A 16,197-nucleotide genomic window follows, 5' to 3' on the forward strand; every position below is an offset into this window, starting at 1 on the left:
CCCGGTCGGCGGCACCTGAACACTGACAGGACACACCAGATGAGCAACCAGATCGAGACGGTGACGGAGAGCCCCGCGGATGTCGTGCGAGGGCTGTATGACGCGTTGAGCAAGGGCGATGTGCCGGGTGTCCTGGCAAAGCTCGCCCCCGAGGTGATCGTCGATGAGCCGAACCAGCTCCCCTACGGCGGCGTGCACCAGGGCCGCGAGGTGTTCGTGCAGTCGGTCCTCGGCGCGATGATGGGCTACGCCAACGTCGCCATTACCGATGCCGAGGTATTCGAGGGCCCGGCCGGCGTCATCGGAACGCTCACCGGAACGCTCACAGCCCACACCACCGGTGAGAAGTTCCCGCTGACCATGGTTGAGATCCACCAGGTCGAGGACGGCATGGTCCGCAAGATCGACGTCTACACCAAGAACCCCCACGAACTCGCCGCGTTCTACACGCGCGCCGAGGCGGGCACCCGCTGACCACGACCCTCTTCGGGTCTTCCAGGGGTGCACGCGGAGACCCGCTTCGCAGTAGCCGCCGGTCATCGCGACCAGTGCGACGGTGAGGGTGCACAGGCCCAGACCGAGGGCGCTCCCCCGGCGCAACCCTGCCGCGCCTGAGCGAGCGACAACTCCTGTGGCCTGGGGCCCTCCAGGTACCGCACCAGCCAGGTGTAGGCGGACAGGGCGAGCCCGCTGGTGGCGACCCCGGCGATCAGGGCGGTCGAGGGAGTGGCGTCGGCGATGCCGTTGATCATGCTGGTGATGCCGCCCACGGCCGGCACGAGTACGAACAGCACCGGCAGACGCGCTCACGCCCACCGCGCGGGATGCCCGGTGGTCTTCCCTGCCGGTTCGGTCCGGTGCACAACGGGACCGGCGGGCCGCGTCAGTGACTGATGGTGGTTGGATGCCATGGCTTTCTCCTCAAGGGCCCGCCTGGGGTGGGCGATTGTCCCTTTCGGCACCGGAAAACTACGGGCCGTGCGCACCGCGTATCGTCACCACCGAGTGGGCGCATTCCAAGTCCGGCTGTCCCCCGAGGAAGCTAGGCGCCTGCTTCTCTCCCGGACCACGGCCCACCACCATCAGGCGCTACATTCACCGGGCGGGACCCATCCGGCCGGGCGATGCCGTGCGGTGCGCATGCCGGATGGGTCGTACCGGATGGGAGATCGTGGGCCACCGGCCACGACCCGGTTCCCATACCGTTCAACACTGGCTTTGATCGATCATGGGTGATGATGGAAGACCAAGCGGTTCGTGAACCATCGGATGCGGCATCGCCTGCCCGGACGGACTCCGCTCCCCACCCGGGCCGGTCGGTGGCCGACGGGCCGGCGGCGTCCCCTTCCGGAGCCTGGTCCGCGTTACCGGCACAGGACAGGGGCCTTGCGCGCGGGCGCCGGCCAGCCGCCGCGACCGCCTGGCTGCGCCTGCTGGTGCGGTGGTGGGAAGCACGCCCCGCCGCCGTCAAGGACCGCGAGTTCGCGCTCGTCTTCACGGTGCTGTCGTTCACGTCGCCGCTGTCGCGGATCGGGGCGCAGTTCAGTGACCTTCCCGTTCACGGCGCCTCCGTCGCAAGTGTGTTGCTGACCTTTGGGCAGACCCTGCCGATCGCGGTGCGGACCCGGTGGCCGGGCGGCTGCCTCGCGGTGGCGGGCACGTCGTTCGCGGTCCACCAGTCCCTCGGCAGCCCTCCGACCTTCGGCAGCCTGGGGCTGTACATCGCGTTGTACTCCGTGGGCGCTCACCAGGAACGTCTCCGGCGGGCCGTGCCACTGGCGGCGACGGGCGGGTACCTGCTCTTCGGCGTCGCTCTGCACACGCTGGGCTCGCCCGCCGGCCTGATCGACTACCTGCTCATCTACATGGTCCTGGCGGCGGTGTGGGGGCTGGGCGTCCTGGTCCGCAGGCAGCGGGGACAGGAGGCCGCGCGTCGGCACCTGTCGGCGCAGGTGGCGATCGCCGCGGAACGCAGTCGTATGGCAAGGGAGTTGCACGATGTGGTGACCCATCATGTGACCGCGATGGTGGTGCAGGCAGGCGCGGCTCGGTACCTCACCGAGTCGCCGGACCGGCTGGGCGACGCCCTCGACGCCATCAACGGTACCGGCCGCCGCGCTCTGGCCGAACTCCGTTTCCTCCTCGGCGTGCTGGAGGCAACCGGCGATGCGGAGCCACCGGAGCGGACGCCGATGCCGGGCCGGGTGCCTGATCTGGTGGAGCAGACACGCGCGGGCGGCCAGCCCGTCGAGCTGGTGGAGGACGGGGAGCAGCCGGCCATGGCCATAGGCGCCCGGCTCGCGGCCTATCGCATCGTGCAGGAATCCCTCACGAACGCCGTGAAGTACGCCGCGGGCCACGAGACACTGGTACACCTCGCGCACACCCCCGGCTGGACCGAGGTCGAGGTGACCACCGCCGGGACGGCCGTCGGCACGCACGAGTCCGCCGCCCTCCGCGACGGCGCCCCGCACATCTCGGGCGGCCGTGGCCTGACCGGGCTGCGGGAACGGGTGGAGATGCTGGGCGGCGAGTTCGCGGCGGGTTTCCGCCCGGAGGGCGGGTTCCGCGTGCACGCGCGCATCCCCACAGGAGGTGCCGCATGAGTGTTCCGCCCGCCGCGATCAGGGTGCTGATCTGCGAGGACCAGGCCCTCGTGCGCGCCGGCTTCGTCACGATCCTCTCCGCCCAGCCCGACATGGAGGTCGTCGGGGAGGCCACGGACGGCCGGGCGGCGATCCGCAGCGCGCAGGAGCTGAAGCCTGACGTGATCGTCATGGACATCCGTATGCCCCTGCTCGACGGGATCGAGGCCACGCGCCACCTGGCCGGCCCCGCTTCCCTCAGCCCCGCGAAGATCCTGATCGTCACCACCTTCAACGTCGACGAGTACGTGTACGAGGCTCTGCGGGCCGGCGCCAGCGGCTTCCTGCTGAAGGACGCCGCACCGCCCGAGCTGATCAACGCGGTACGCACCGTCGCCCGCGGCGAGTCCCTCCTGGCCCCCGCCGTCACCCGCACCCTGATCGGCCGCCACGCCGAACGCGTGCGTCCCGCCGCCACCTCCGCGTCCCCCGACCGCGAACGCCTCAAGGCTCTCAGCAGCCGCGAGCACGAGGTCCTCCTGCTGATCAGCGAGGGCCTTTCGAACGCGGAGATAGCCGCCGAGCTGGTCATCAGCCCCGAGACCGTGAAGACCTACGTCTCCCGCATCCTCACCAAACTGGACCTTCGCGATCGCGTCCAGGCGGTGGTCCTGGCGTACCGGGCCGGCTTGGCAGGGAACGGCGACCGGGCCTGATCGACCGGCGGTCCCGTTCGGAAGGAAGGGAGCGCGACCACGGCCGTGCTCCCTTCCTCCAGCGCGGGGCAGAGCCGGCCGCGGCCACACGTGCCGTGGGTTGTCCGCCCCCCGATCGCATCCAGCGGACTCCGTGAGCATCTCGTCAAGTGGCCGAGGTGACGCCCGGTCCCCTTCCACGATGCCGGGACGCCCATGGGACGAGGCGATCTTCTTGAATGTCGGCAGCATGCCCGCGCGGAAGGAACAGCCGATGGAAGACGTTGTCGCTCCTCACAGTGCCTGACACAGTCCTGTGTACTGGCACGACGTGACGGAGTTGTTCACTCGTCGCGGGTTCAACGTGTCGGTCCCCGACATCGGCGGGATGCTCATCGATCAGGCCCACTCGGTTATGCAAGATGCCGTCGATGTCGGTGACGGCGTCGCGGCTCTTGAGAAGCATCTCCCACCACCGCGCCACCCTCGTCACCACCGCACATGCCTTCCTCACCCTGCGGCGCTACGCCACAGAGGGCCGCACAGCAGCCTGATGCTCCACCAAATCCTCGACGCACTGCAGAACCTCCTGCACTGCTGGACCGGCACCTGCACCACCTGCCACCGCCCCCTGCCCAGAACGTCCACCACCAGCCCGAGCCCAAGAGCCAGAGCAACAGCGCCAGAGCAACGCAACAAAGTCCTACTAGGGAAGTGCCGACATCCGTTCGGTGCCGATGACACGTAGTACGTCGAGTGCCGATGCCTCCCGCGTGCCGGCTGCGGCGGAGTAGACGATCATCGACTGGTCGGTGTCCGGAAGCAACAGCGTGTCGCAGTCCAGGACGAGACGTCCCACCTCGGGGTGGTCGATCATCTTGTGCATCGACCGGTGCACCGTCGAGCGCCTCTCCTCCCACATGTCCCGGAAACGCTCACTGCCGGTAGTCAGCTCCTCGATCAGCCCACCGAGGTCCCGGTCGTCCGGGTAGCGCGAGAGTGCGGTGCGCAGCAGACCGACCGCTTGCTGCATCCACGCCGACTCTTCTTTCCGGGTGAGCGTCACGCGAGCGTGGCCGGTGCCCAGGATCCGCTGCCAGATGATGTTGCGACGTTCCTCGGGCCACCGGCTCAGATCGCCGAGGAGCGCACATGCCATCGGGTTCTGCGCCAGGACGTCGCCTTTGGCTGACAACACCCCGTAGGGAGATCGGTCAGTCGTTGGAGCAGCCGCAGCACGCTCGGCCGTATCGCCCGCGTGAAAGAGGGGGAGCCGACACTGGGCCGTCGCCGGTCGGCCGACGGAAGACGGGCAGCGAACACCACCTGATCCGCGACGGACGGGTCATCCCGCTCAGGGTCATCACCACCGCGGCCGCGTCAACGCCGTCACCCAGGCCCTCGCCCTGGTCGACGGCATCCCGCCCATCGCCGGCCGCCCCGGCCGACCACGCCGAAGACCTGAAGCCCTGCTCGGCGACAAGGGCTACAACCCCAACCGCGACGAGCTGCGCAAGCGCCGGATCCTGCTGGCCGTCTTCCGCAAGGGCACCCCGAACATCCAGGGCCTGGGCAGACTCCGCTACGTCGTCGAGCGAACCGTCCCCTCGGAGCGGAGCCGGCTGCGGGTGTAGAGGTGCCCGCTGCGCCTGGCCGAGCGCAGGAACATGACCGTGGGAATGGTGCACACGAGGATCGCGAAGACACTGGCCTCGGGTCCGAAGTCGCCTCCGGTGATCGCGGTGGGGCCCGACAGCACACCGTGGAGCAGTCCGGTCGGCATGTCCTCGTTGCCGGAGACCGTGACGCCGAAGAGGCCGCTCAGGGCGAAGTTCCAGCCCAGGTGCAGGCCGATCGGCAGCCACAGGGTGCGGGTGGCCGCGTAGGCCGCGCCGAGCATCAGGCCGGCCTCGATGGCGATGGCCAGCGCGCCCCACACAGTGGCGCCCGAGTTCACCAGGTGCAGCGCTCCGAACAGCACGCCCGAGATCGCCAACGCCCCCCGCGTACCCGTAAGTTGTTCGATCAGGCGGAAGACGATGCCCCGGAAGAGGATCTCCTCGACGACCGCGATCCCCGCCATCATCCCGAGAATGGTGAACGCGCCGGCGACGGACACTCCGCCCTTCGTGTCGTATCCGCCGAACAGAGCGATCAGCGCGAGCGTCGCGGCGAAGAGTCCGAGGCCGACGAGGGTGCCGCGGCGCAGGCCATGCCCGGCATCGGCGGTGTCCAGTTCGGATACGGGGCGCTGTTCGAGGAACCGTACCGCCGCCGCGTAGACCGTCAGGGCGATTGCCGCGGCCACCGCGCCGAACAGCAGGGACAGCACCGGGTTGTCCCCCGCCATGCTCCGCATCCCGGCGGCGAGACCGGTCACCAGGATGAACAGCACCACCATCACAGCCAGCCGCACCCCGGCCGGCCGCACCCGGCGCGTCGGCTCGAACGGTGACTGCGAGAACTGGAGCTTCGACCACTGCACCGACGGTGCGTCCCACGGAGACATGACGTTTCCCATCCTTGACCGACGGCCGAGCCGCCCCTTCAACTGAGGGGAACGCTATGTGCGGCCGTCACCCCGAGGCGTCCCCTCCAGGTGGACATCGCGCGTAGCTCGCACGGGGGACAACCAGGCACCTGCACCCCAGGACTTAACGGCCTCTGAGGCGGAGCTGACCCGTCCGTCGGGCGCGCTGTGGTACGCAAGAGGGCTCCCTTGCGCAGGGACTTCACCGCGCGTGCGACCTGGCCGTCGGCCCACCCCCGCATCAGCTCCCGGGTGCGGCGGATGGCAGATCCGCGGAACGTGCCATCCTTCCTTCGACGTCTTGATGAGGGCATGATAAGTGGGGGGCGGAATGATCGAGACCGTGTTGCGCAGTGAGGACTTACCGGTCACTGATCGGTTCGAGTGGTGGCGGGAGCTGACGTCACACACGCTCATGCCCACGGAGATCACCAGCGACCATGCCGATGACTTCCGGGCCTGCATCCGGCAGCTGGATCTCGGGGCCGTTCAGGTGTCGGTGCTGTCCTACCCGTCACTGCGCTCGCGTCGCACGCCGGCGTTGGTGCGTCGGTCCGACCCTGAGCTGTACCACCTGGCCCTGACGCTGAGCGGTCGGCAGAGCATCTCCCACGGCAGGCGTGACGCGTTGGTGGGGGTCGGAGACCTGTTGTTGTACGACACGTCGCATCCGTGTGACGCCTCGGCCTACCCGGATGACGGCGGCGCGGTCGAGGGGATCGTCGTGAACGTGCCCCGTGCGGCGATTCCTTTCTCCGCGGCGAAGGTGGACCGCCTCTTCGGATTGCCACTGCCGGGCAGTACCGGCATGGGGGCCCTCCTGTCACAGTTCCTGACCCGGCTGGAACCCGAGTCCGACTCCTGCCGGGCGCAGGACGCGATACGTCTGGGCGGCGTCACGGCGGACCTGATCACCGCGTTCCTCGCGCACCACGCGGGCACCGAAGACGGCGTTCCACCCGAGAGTCGCCAGCAGGCGCTGACGGCCGGCATTCACTCCTTCATCGAACGCAACCTGGGCGACCCCGAGTTGTCGCCCGCGGCAGTCGCCGCCTGTCACCACATCTCCGTGCGGTATCTGCACCGGCTGTTCCAGCCGCAGGGTGTCACCGTAAGCGCGTGGATCCGGCAGCGGCGCCTGGAGCGCTGCCGCCGGGACCTCGCCGATCTCCGACTGTGCGACAAGTCCATCGGCTTCCTGGCCGCACGCTGGGGCTTTGTCCATGCCTCCGAATTCACCCGCGCATTCCGCAGGGCATACGGAATCCCGCCGAGCGCCTACCGGCAAGAGGCGCTCCACGGTGAACAGTGCACCGACCGCCAACAACCTGCACCCAGCGGACCGGACGATCTCGTGCCCGGATAGCAGAAAAGTACCGTTGCCCTGCAGGCCTGCATGAATTCGATTGTGCGGTCCTGCGTTTTGCGGGTGGTTGGTTCGGAAAAATCGGGGCGCCTGTGGGGCGTTGGGGCGGGGCTGCGGGAGCTGGGGCCCTCTGGGGAGAGGACTGGCGGGACAATGATCTGGACGGCGTTTTCGACGGAGCACCTGTCGGGGACCGAGCGCTTCGACTACTGGTACTCGATCGTCTCCCAGGCCCACTTCCGCACCACGATGGCCAGCGATCACCTGGATGACTTCCTCGCCAGCTCCCATGCGCTGCACCTTGGCGACATCCAGACCTTCGCGCAAAGCTACCCGCCCATGCATGCGCGCCGAACCCCGGCGATGATCCGGCAGAGCGATCCGGAAGTCTGTCAGCTCTGGCTCACCGTCCGTGGAGAGGCCGGGTTCAGCCAATCGGGTCGGCACGTCGACATCGGCGAGGGCGATCTGGTGCTCTACGACTCCTCCCGGCCCTGCCAGGCCTGGACCACCGCCCATGACCATCCGGAGGTCTCCTCGCTGATCGTGCAGATACCCCGGGCCAGACTGCCCCTGCACTCCAACAGCCTCGACCGGCTCACCCTGACCCGCATTCAGGGGCAGACGGGCATCGGCGCGCTGTTCCGCCACTACCTCACCGATCTGATGAACCACGCGCCGCAGTACGAGGAGTGCGACGCGCTCCGCCTGGCCAACGTCTCCCTGGACCTGCTGAGCGCCATGCTCGCCCAGGCCGCCCGGACCGAGGGCCTCCTGCCGCCCGAAACGCAGCAAACCGTCCTGCGCACCCGGGTCGACGCGTTCATCCAGCAACACCTCGCGGATCCTGGCCTCACACCGGCCTCCATCGCCACCGCCCACCAGATCTCCGTCCGCTACCTCCACCGGCTCTACCAGGGCCAGGCGACCACGATCGCCGACGGCATACGCCGCAGCAGACTGCAACGCATCCACCGCGACCTGGCCGACCCCCGCCTCGACGCCCGGTCCATCAGCTCGATCGCCGCACGCTGGGGCTTGCCGGAACCGACATCCTTCAGCCGCGCCTTCAAGGCGCTGTACGGCATCACACCGCGTGACCACCGGCAGCAGAGCCAGCACCGCGGAATGCCGACCGTGCGCTGAGTGCCAACAGCCGGTCACGGAATGCCAACAACCCTATGAACATGTCAAGCAACATGGGCATCAACCGCTCCCCGTGCACTCACGGGGAGACCGTCACGGATCTCAGGGGATGACCATGACACGACGCTTTTCGTTCAGCGGGGCCCGTCGGAAGCTGGCGGTCGCGGCTGCCGCCGCCGGTATCGTGGTGGCCTTCTCCGGCCAGGCGCAGGCGGCCACTTACTACCAGCAGACGTCCGACGGCTGTGCGTCCGTGTACGGCGACTACAACTGGTGGCAGGTCGGAACGGCCGGCGGTTACGAGGTCTTCGACACGAGCTGGAACTTCACGATCTGGGACAACTGCTCCGACGGCAAGGGCGCTGGGCTCTACACCACGTACTACAAGTGGGAGAACGGATCCTGGAACTGGCACAGCTACACCAAGCTCGGCTCGGACAGCAACGGTGCCAACGACACTCCCGGCTACGCCAATTCGCAGGGGTACAGCGTCCGCGACGTGCGGCTGTGGGTCTGCTTCGTTGGTGACGCGTCGTCGTGTGTGATGGTTTGACGGGTTAGGGGAGCGGGCTACGGCCAGGGCGTGCTCGCGCAGCGGGACGTCCTGCCGTTCCCGCGTGGCGGCGACGTGGTTTACACCGCCCGGACGGGGTGCCGGACCACGGCGTCGAACAGATAGCCCTGGGTGTTCGGGACGGCAGTGTCGGGCTGGGTGCGGCCGGTGCTGTCGGTGGCCCGCGCCAGCAAGGTGTACCCGCCCGGAGCCGACGGGCGCCAGTCGGTGGACCAGCGGACCCAGCCCGCGCGGCGCGGGGCGTCGTGCAGCCGGGCGCGCCGCCAGCGGGTCCCTCCGTCGGTGCTGACGTCGACGCGTACGACCGCGCCGGCGCCGGACCAGGAGCGTCCGGTCAGGCGGTGCACGGCACCCGCCCCGAGGCTCGCGTCCCAGGGCAGCTCCCAGGCGCTCTTGACGGTCTGCCGGGTCAGCGGCGCGCTGCCGCCGTCGGGGTGGGCACTGCCGAACAGCCGGTAGAAATCGGTGTTCCACGGCGAGTAGAGGGGCTGCGCGGACACCTCGATGTCACCGACCCACTTGATCGACGCGATGCCGATCCAGTTCGGCACCAGGACGCGTACGGGGAAGCCGTGGTCGTACGGCAGCGGGTCGCCGTTCATCTCGTAGGCGAGGAGGACGTCGTCGAGCGCCTTGGACAGCGGCAGGGGCCGACGGACCCGGCCGAGGTCGGTGCCGTCGGCGGTGACGTAGTCGGGGTCGAGGCCGCGGGGCAGGACGTCGACGGCGTGACGGGAGAGCCCCGCCCGTCGCAGGACGTCGGCGAGGCGGACCCCTCGCCAGCGCGCGGTGCCGATCGCGCCCAGGGTCCACGCCGTGCCGCTGACGGTCTGGCCCTGCTGGGAGGTGAAGAAGCCGCGGCCGTTGCCCGCGCACTCCACGAACGCCGTGCGGGTGACCGCGGGGAACCTCTTCAGGTCGTCGAGGGTGAACTCGACGGGAGCGGCGTGGGTGAGGCCGTCGCCGTGCACGGTGAGGGTCCAGTCGGCGGCGTCGAGCACGGGGGTGGAGGTGTGGTTGCGGACGAAGAAGTGGTCGGCGGGGGTGTGGTAGCCGGTCCCGGCGAGGGAGGCGAACTTCGTCTCGGCGTTGGTGCCCCGGACCGTGAACCGGTCGTCGGGAAGCGCCTTGACGATACCGGGTGACGTCGCCGCGGCGGCCGGCGCGGAGAACGCCGGGGCCGCGGCGGTGGCGAGTCCAGCGGCAGCGGCGAGGCGGAGCAGGTCACGCCGGGAGACGCCGTCGGCGCGGGCCTCGCCGGCCAGCCACTGGTGCAGTCTGCGGCGGTCGTAGGCGGATTCGGGCGTGGGAGACGTGGGCATGGACCGGCCTTTCCGGAAGCGGGGTGCCTGGACCGGGACGCGATCAGGGCGTCAGAAGGCGCGGCGCGTCCACGGCAGGAGGGCGGAGAGGGGTGAGGTGAGGATCAACAACAGCCGCGCGAGAGCAGCGCGCGGTACCGCGGGGCGGGGCGGTGGTCGTCGAGAGTCACGGGCCTCATCGTACGAGGCGGGCGGAGAAGTGGGGAGCGGATCGGGCGAGTCGGGCGGCCGCGAGGCGCGGACATCGGACAGGGCGGGCAACGGCCGTCGCGCGCTGCGCGCCGATGGGGTCGGGTCCGGGCGCCTCAGAACTCGTCCGAGCCGCCCAGACCGGTCAGCGCGCCCACCGGGTCCGGGTCGGGGGTGCCGCGCGGCCACCAGTCGTCCTGGCCTGGTTCGGACTCGTACGCGTACCACAACCCGTCGCGGCCGAAGCGGAGTTGGACATGGCCGCGGGGGTGGGTGAGGTGGTTGCGGCGGGGGCGGAAGGCCGGGAGGTCGGCGGCGAGGAGGAGCGGCCGGGCCCGGTCGAAGCGGCCGGCCGGCGGGTCCCAGGTCTCCTCCAGCACGGTGAGCCCGTCCGGTCCGCCCTGCCGCCAGGCGGCCACCGCGCGGGCCAGTTCGACCGGGGTGCGGCCGACGGCGGTGGCGAGCGCGGCGTAGAGGGCGCGGGTGGTGACGGTGAGCCCGGAACCGGGTCGGGACGCGGCGAGCCGTACGGCGTCCCGCCAGAGGGTGAGTTCGCCGATCTCGTCCTGACCGGTGACCAGCAGGGCGTGGGCGCGGGCGGCCGCGTCGGTCGCGAGGTGGTCCAGCGCGAAGGAGTCGGGGCCATTCGGCGCGGACGGGTAGGCCGGGGGCTGTTCGGGGTGCGGGGGCACGGGCAGCGGGGCGGGCAGCGGCGGGAGCCGGCGCTCGGCGAGGGCTTCGGCGGCCCGTACGCCCGGCAGGGGTTCCGGTTCCTGCTCCTGGGCGGCGCGGGCCGCGCGGGTGGCGTTACGGCGGGACAGCGCGTCGAGCACCTCGCGTTCGCCCCGGCCGCGCAGCAGGAGCAGCACGAAGGGGTCGGCGTCGAGCAGCCGCGCGGTCTGGTAGCAGAGGGCGGCGGCGTGCTTGCAGGGGTGACCGCGGTCGGGGCAGCTGCACTGCGGCTCGAGGTCGCCGGGGCCGGGAAGCAGCGGCACCCCGCACTCGGCGAGGGACTCGGGCATCTCCTTGTCGAGCAGCGCGGCGATGTGCCCGGGGCGCTCGACGGCGGCCTCCAGGAAGCGCTCCCAGTCCTCGGCGCCGAGGGTGCGCAGCCGTACCTGTACGCGGTAGGGGCGGGGGCGGCTGCCCTGCACGTACGCCAGCACCAGCCCGGGGGTGACGGTGATCGCGTCCACGTTTCCCTGCTCGGCGTAACCGCGCCCGCGGGCCAGGCGCTTGGCGTCGAGGGCGCCCTCCTCCAGCGCGGCGATCCAGGCGTTGCCCCACCAGGTGCCCGCGAAGTTCCCGCCGGTGCGCGGCGGGAAGGCGGGGAAGGTACGGCGGTGGTCACCGTCCCGTGCGGGGGCGGCCATGGAGCGGGGGCTGCGGGGCGGTTCGGCAGGCAGGGAAGGTCCACCTCCGAGAGGGCTCACGGAGACCGCGGCTTCGGCTGAACTCCCGTCCGCCGTCATCGCGTTGGCGGAGGCAATCCAGGGCTCGGCCGTGGGCTCGGGCTCCGTCCTGGGCTCGGCCGTGAGATCGGGCTCGGGCCTGGGTTTGGCCGTGGGCTCGGGCCTGAGATTGGGCCTGGGCTCGGGCCTGGGGTTGGGATCGGGCTCGGCTTCGGCCGAATCCTCCGACGGCATCTGGAAGGCGCCCGCGAGCAACTCCCTTACAGCACGCGCTCGTTCGTCGGCCACCCGGTCAGGTGCGCCGGGGTGCCGCCGGGCGTCGGTGGGGCGAGCGTCGGGGCGGGGGCGGAGACCGGCGTCGCCGCGCGGGGCCCCTCGGCCTGCCCGGGTCCGGGTCTCGGGTGGGTTCTGGCGTGCCTCCGCGCGGGCGGCGCGCAGGGCCTCCCGCGCGATGTCCCCGGGGCGCGAGCCGGCGCCCGCCTGCGGGGCGCGCGGTGCGGCGGCCACCGGCGAGGCATCGGCCGACGAGGACTCCGCAGGCGAGGCCTCCGCCGCCGGGGTGGGGGGCGCTACGGCGTCGGCGTGGGTGCCGGCGTCGGCGGGCGCGTGGGTGTCGGCGTCGGCGGGGGTGTCGGCGGCCGGGACGGCTTCCTTGGAGGGCGAGTCCGCCACGGTCGTGGGGTCGGCTGCGGGCTGGGTTCCCGCCGCAGTCTCGGTGCCGGCCGCGGGCGCAGTGCCGGCCAGGGTCTCGGTGCCCGCCGCGGTCTCGGTGCCGGCCTCGGGCGCAGGTTCCGCCGGGGGCACGGGCTTCGCCGTGCGCCGCAGGGCCGCGCGGGCCGTATCGCCGACGGACGCGGGTTCCACCGCGGACGCGGATTCCACCACAGGCACGGATTCCGCCGTACGCCTCAGCGCCGCACGCGCCGCGTCACCGACCGACCCGGGCTCCACCGCGGACGCGGATTCGGCCGTGCGTCGCAGGGCCGCGCGGGCCGCATGGCCGGCGGACGCAGGTTCCACCACAGGCGCGGGCTCCGCCGTACGCCGCAGCGCCGCACGGGCCGCGTCACCGACGGACGCGGATTCCACCGCAGGGGCCGGTCCCACCACAGGCACGGATTCCGCCGTACGCCGCAGCGCCGCACGGGCCGCGTCACCGACGGACGCGGATTCCACCGCAGGCGCCGGTCCCACCGCGGACGCGGATTCCACCGCAGGGGCCGGTTCCACCACAGGCGCGGATTCCGCCGCGCGCCGCAGCGCCGCGCGGGCCGCGTCGCCTGGCCTCGGGGTGGGGTCGCCTGGCCGCACCGTGGAGTCGGGTGACGGTGCTCGTGTCGGTGCTTGCGACGGTCGGCGCGGTGCCTGGGCCGGCTCCTGTTCCAGCGAGCGTTCCCGCGCCGCCCGCAGCGCTCGGCGAGCCTCGTCGGCCGGGCCGGTGCCCTTCTCCCGTTGCTCCCCGGCCGGGGCGGCAGCGGCGGTGTCGGCGGCGGTCTCGTCCTTCTCCGTCTCCCCCATCACGCCTCCCTCCGCAGCCTGACCAGGTCGGTCAGTTCGCGGTCCGTGAGTTCGGTGAGGGCCGACTCGCCGGAGCCGAGGATCGCGTCGGCCAGGGCCCGCTTCGCCTGGAGCATCTCGGCGATGCGGTCCTCGACCGTGCCCTCGGTGATGAGGCGGTGCACCTGGACCGGCTGGGTCTGGCCGATGCGGTAGGCGCGGTCGGTGGCCTGTTCCTCGACCGCGGGGTTCCACCAGCGGTCGAAGTGGACGACATGGCCCGCGCGGGTGAGGTTGAGGCCGGTGCCGGCGGCCTTCAGGGAGAGGACGAGCACCGGGGTGGCACCGGCCTGGAAGCGGTCCACCATGCGCTCCCGCTCGGGGACCGGGGTGCCGCCGTGCAGCAGGTCGACCGGGACCGCGCGGGCGGTGAGGTGGGCGGTGATCAGACGGGCCATGCCGACGTACTGCGTGAAGACGATGGCCGAGCCGTCCTCGGCGAGCAGGGTGTCCAGCAGCTCGTCCAGCAGGGCGAGCTTGCCGGAGCGGGCGGCCAGGGCGTCGCCGACGGAGGCGGTCTCCTCCTTGAGGTACAGGGCCGGGTGGTCGCAGATCTGCTTGAGCGCGCCCAGCAGCTTCAGCACCAGGCCGCGCCGGGCGATGCCGTCCGCCGTCTCGATGGCCAGCAGCGACTCCCGCACCACCGCCTCGTACAGCGCGGCCTGTTCGCGGGTCAGCGGGACCGGATGGTCGGTCTCGGTCTTGGGCGGCAGCTCGGGCACGATTCCGGGGTCGGACTTCTTGCGCCGCAGGAGGAACGGGCGGACCAGCCGGGCCAGGCGCTCCACCGCCTGGTCGTCCTCGCCGTTCTCGACCGCGCGCGCGTGCCGGGCGCGGAAGGATTTCAGGGGGCCGAGGAGTCCGGGGGTCGTCCAGTCGAGCAGCGCCCAGAGCTCGGAGAGGTTGTTCTCGACGGGGGTGCCGGTCAGGGCCACGCGCGCGGAGGTCGGGATCGTGCGCAGGGCTTTCGCCGTCGCCGAGTAGGGGTTCTTCACGTGCTGGGCCTCGTCGGCGACGACCATGCCCCAGGGCTGCCCGGCCAGGGTGGGCGCCGCCGAGCGCATCGTGCCGTACGTGGTGAGGACGAAGCCGCCGCCGAGGTCCACCAGGCTGCGGTCGGTGCCGTGGAAGCGGCGGACCGGCACGCCGGGCGCGAAGCGGTTGATCTCGCGCTGCCAGTTGCCCAGCAGGGAGGCCGGGCAGACCACCAGGGTCGGTTCGGTGCGGGCCCGCTTCAGGTGCAGGGCGATGACGGTGATCGTCTTGCCGAGGCCCATGTCGTCGGCGAGGCAGCCGCCGAGGCCGAGGGAGGTCATGAGGTCCAGCCAGGCCAGTCCGCGCAGCTGGTAGTCGCGCAGGGTGGCGTGCAGTCCGGCGGGCGGATCGGCGGGGTGCACACCGGTGGTGAGGCGGTCGCGCAGGGCGGCCAGGGCGCCGACGGGGACCGCCTCGACGCTCTCGCCGTCGACCTCCGCGGTGCCGCTGAGCGCGACGGACAGGGCGTCCACCGGGTCGAGCAGGCCCAGTTCCCGCTTGCGGGCCTTGCGCACGAGCGCCGGGTCGACCAGGACCCACTGGTCACGGAGCCGGACCACCGGGCGGTGCGCCTCCGCCAGGGTGTCCATCTCGGCCTCGCTGAGCGGGTCGCCGCCGAGCGCCAGCTGCCAGCGGAACTGGAGCAGTTCCTCGCTCTCGAAGAAGCCGGTGCCGTCGGTCGCCGAGCCGGGTGCGGTCCTGACCACCGCGGCCGCGCTGAGGTCCTGCGCCAGGTCCCTCGGCCAGTGCACGGCGACCCCGGCCGTCGCGAGCCGGGTGGCCGCCACCCCGAGCAGATCGCTCAGCTCGTCCTCGGACAGGGCGAGGACGTCCGGCGCGTCCTGTTCGGCGAGCCGGGCGAGCGGCGGCCAGACGCGGGCCGCGCGCCGGACGGCGAGGGCGGCGTCCACGCGTGCGCGGGCCCCGAAGGCGGCGTCGGCCTCGCCCGCCCACAGGGACGCGGCGTCGGTCATCAGGGTCGGGTCGGCGAGGCTGTGCACCTGGACGATCGCGGCGCCCGCGCGGCGCGCCCGCTCGCCGTCGTCGAGCCGGTCGAACATGTCGTAGGCGGACAGGTCGAGGCGGAGCGAGATCCGCACGCCCGCGTCCATGCCGGCGGCGACCTCGGCGGCCCAGTCGTGCGCCCCGGGCAGCCGCTGGGGCCGGCGGTCGGCGAAGGGCTTCCCGCAGGCGTACGGCGCGGCCGGGGTGCGGGGCAGGGTGTCCGCCACGGCGTCCAGGAAGGACCGCATCAGGGCCTCGGGCCGGGGCAGCAGGAGCGGCCCGGGGCCGGGGAGCGGCACCGCGTGGCCCTCGTGCGGGAGCGCGGCGGCGACCGCGCGCAGATGGGCGATGTCCTCCGGGTCCAGCGGGCCCGCCCGCCAGGCGTCGTGTCCCGTGGGTGTCAGGCCGGGCAGCAGACGGCCGCGGGCGGTGAGCCGCAGCGCGTGCAGCGCGGCCGCGCCCCAGCAGGCGGCCGCCGGGTGGGCGGCGGGGTCGCGGCGGGCCCGCACGAGCAGCGGGAGCGCCTTGTCGAGCGGCAGGGACAGGGCGGGCGCCTGTTGGCGGCGGATGGCGGAGCCGTGGCGCCGGACGACGGTGAGCTCCGTGCGCTCCGCGTCCGCGGTGGTGGGCAGCGGGCCGTCCGCCGGGTCCCAGAAGGCGACGCGGCCCTCGCGCGGGAGGGGCGCGGGCAGGTAGACGGCGGCGAGTCGCACGCAGGCGGAGCCGGGCTCCGCCGCGGCCGTGCCGTCGGCCATGACGCTCATGCCGTGTGTCCACCTCC

At 72.0% G+C, this 16,197-nt stretch carries 11 protein-coding genes and 1 pseudogene; 6 read left to right on the top strand and 6 right to left on the bottom strand.

Annotated features, from left to right (window positions below; genetic code table 11):
• Positions 1–39: 39 nt before the first annotated feature.
• Positions 40–474 carry a nuclear transport factor 2 family protein gene (locus ACFVYS_RS27575; protein WP_389506219.1) on the top strand — a complete coding sequence of 145 codons (435 nt, stop codon included), beginning with the start codon at positions 40–42 and terminating at the stop codon, positions 472–474.
• 62 nt (positions 475–536) lie between these two features.
• On the opposite strand, the gene ACFVYS_RS27580 is transcribed toward ACFVYS_RS27575, so the two are convergent.
• Positions 537–794, bottom strand: a complete 258-nt coding sequence (locus ACFVYS_RS27580) for a hypothetical protein (protein WP_389506221.1) — start codon at positions 792–794, stop codon at positions 537–539.
• 642 nt (positions 795–1,436) lie between these two features.
• Between ACFVYS_RS27580 and ACFVYS_RS27585 the strand changes: the two genes are divergently transcribed.
• A complete protein-coding gene (locus tag ACFVYS_RS27585; protein ID WP_389506223.1) occupies positions 1,437–2,606 on the top strand; it encodes a sensor histidine kinase in 1,170 nt (389 codons plus the stop codon).
• Entirely contained in the window at positions 2,603–3,301 is a 699-nt protein-coding gene (locus tag ACFVYS_RS27590; RefSeq protein WP_389506225.1) for a response regulator, read from the top strand. Before ACFVYS_RS27585 ends, ACFVYS_RS27590 begins: the two co-directional genes overlap by 4 nt.
• A gap of 685 nt (positions 3,302–3,986) precedes the next feature.
• On the opposite strand, the pseudogene ACFVYS_RS27595 reads toward ACFVYS_RS27590, so the two are convergent.
• Positions 3,987–4,484 (bottom strand): annotated as a pseudogene (locus ACFVYS_RS27595) (transcriptional regulator); the annotation flags it as partial.
• Positions 4,485–4,862: 378 nt separating this feature from the next.
• Positions 4,863–5,789 (bottom strand): CPBP family intramembrane glutamic endopeptidase, encoded by a 927-nt coding sequence (locus ACFVYS_RS27600; protein ID WP_389506227.1) that lies wholly within the window; start codon positions 5,787–5,789, stop codon positions 4,863–4,865.
• A 352-nt stretch (positions 5,790–6,141) separates the two neighbouring features.
• On the opposite strand from ACFVYS_RS27600, the gene ACFVYS_RS27605 reads away from it, so the two are divergent.
• The 3 genes from ACFVYS_RS27605 (at position 6,142) to ACFVYS_RS27615 (ending at position 8,875) form a co-directional block, all read left to right on the top strand.
• The gene (locus tag ACFVYS_RS27605) at positions 6,142–7,176 is read left to right on the top strand and encodes a helix-turn-helix domain-containing protein (RefSeq protein ID WP_389506228.1); all 1,035 of its coding nucleotides are present in this window, start codon (positions 6,142–6,144) and stop codon (positions 7,174–7,176) included.
• A gap of 153 nt (positions 7,177–7,329) precedes the next feature.
• The gene (locus ACFVYS_RS27610) at positions 7,330–8,322 is read left to right on the top strand and encodes a helix-turn-helix domain-containing protein (RefSeq protein WP_389506230.1); all 993 of its coding nucleotides are present in this window, start codon (positions 7,330–7,332) and stop codon (positions 8,320–8,322) included.
• A 115-nt stretch (positions 8,323–8,437) separates the two neighbouring features.
• The gene (locus ACFVYS_RS27615; protein ID WP_384119341.1) at positions 8,438–8,875 is read left to right on the top strand and encodes a Tat pathway signal protein; all 438 of its coding nucleotides are present in this window, start codon (positions 8,438–8,440) and stop codon (positions 8,873–8,875) included.
• A gap of 80 nt (positions 8,876–8,955) precedes the next feature.
• Here ACFVYS_RS27615 and ACFVYS_RS27620 read toward each other — a convergent pair whose 3' ends face one another.
• From ACFVYS_RS27620 to ACFVYS_RS27630, 3 genes are all read right to left on the bottom strand, one after another.
• A complete protein-coding gene (locus ACFVYS_RS27620) occupies positions 8,956–10,218 on the bottom strand; it encodes a sulfite oxidase (protein ID WP_389506232.1) in 1,263 nt (420 codons plus the stop codon).
• A gap of 305 nt (positions 10,219–10,523) precedes the next feature.
• Positions 10,524–12,683 carry an SWIM zinc finger family protein gene (locus ACFVYS_RS27625; RefSeq protein WP_389506284.1) on the bottom strand — a complete coding sequence of 720 codons (2,160 nt, stop codon included), beginning with the start codon at positions 12,681–12,683 and terminating at the stop codon, positions 10,524–10,526.
• Positions 12,684–13,336: 653 nt separating this feature from the next.
• Positions 13,337–16,171: a DEAD/DEAH box helicase gene (locus ACFVYS_RS27630; RefSeq protein WP_389506286.1), complete on the bottom strand. Its 2,835-nt coding sequence runs from the start codon at positions 16,169–16,171 to the stop codon at positions 13,337–13,339.
• Positions 16,172–16,197: the final 26 nt, after the last annotated feature.

This window comes from Streptomyces sp. NPDC058295 (assembly GCF_042880655.1).
GTDB lineage: Bacteria > Actinomycetota > Actinomycetes > Streptomycetales > Streptomycetaceae > Streptomyces > Streptomyces coriariae.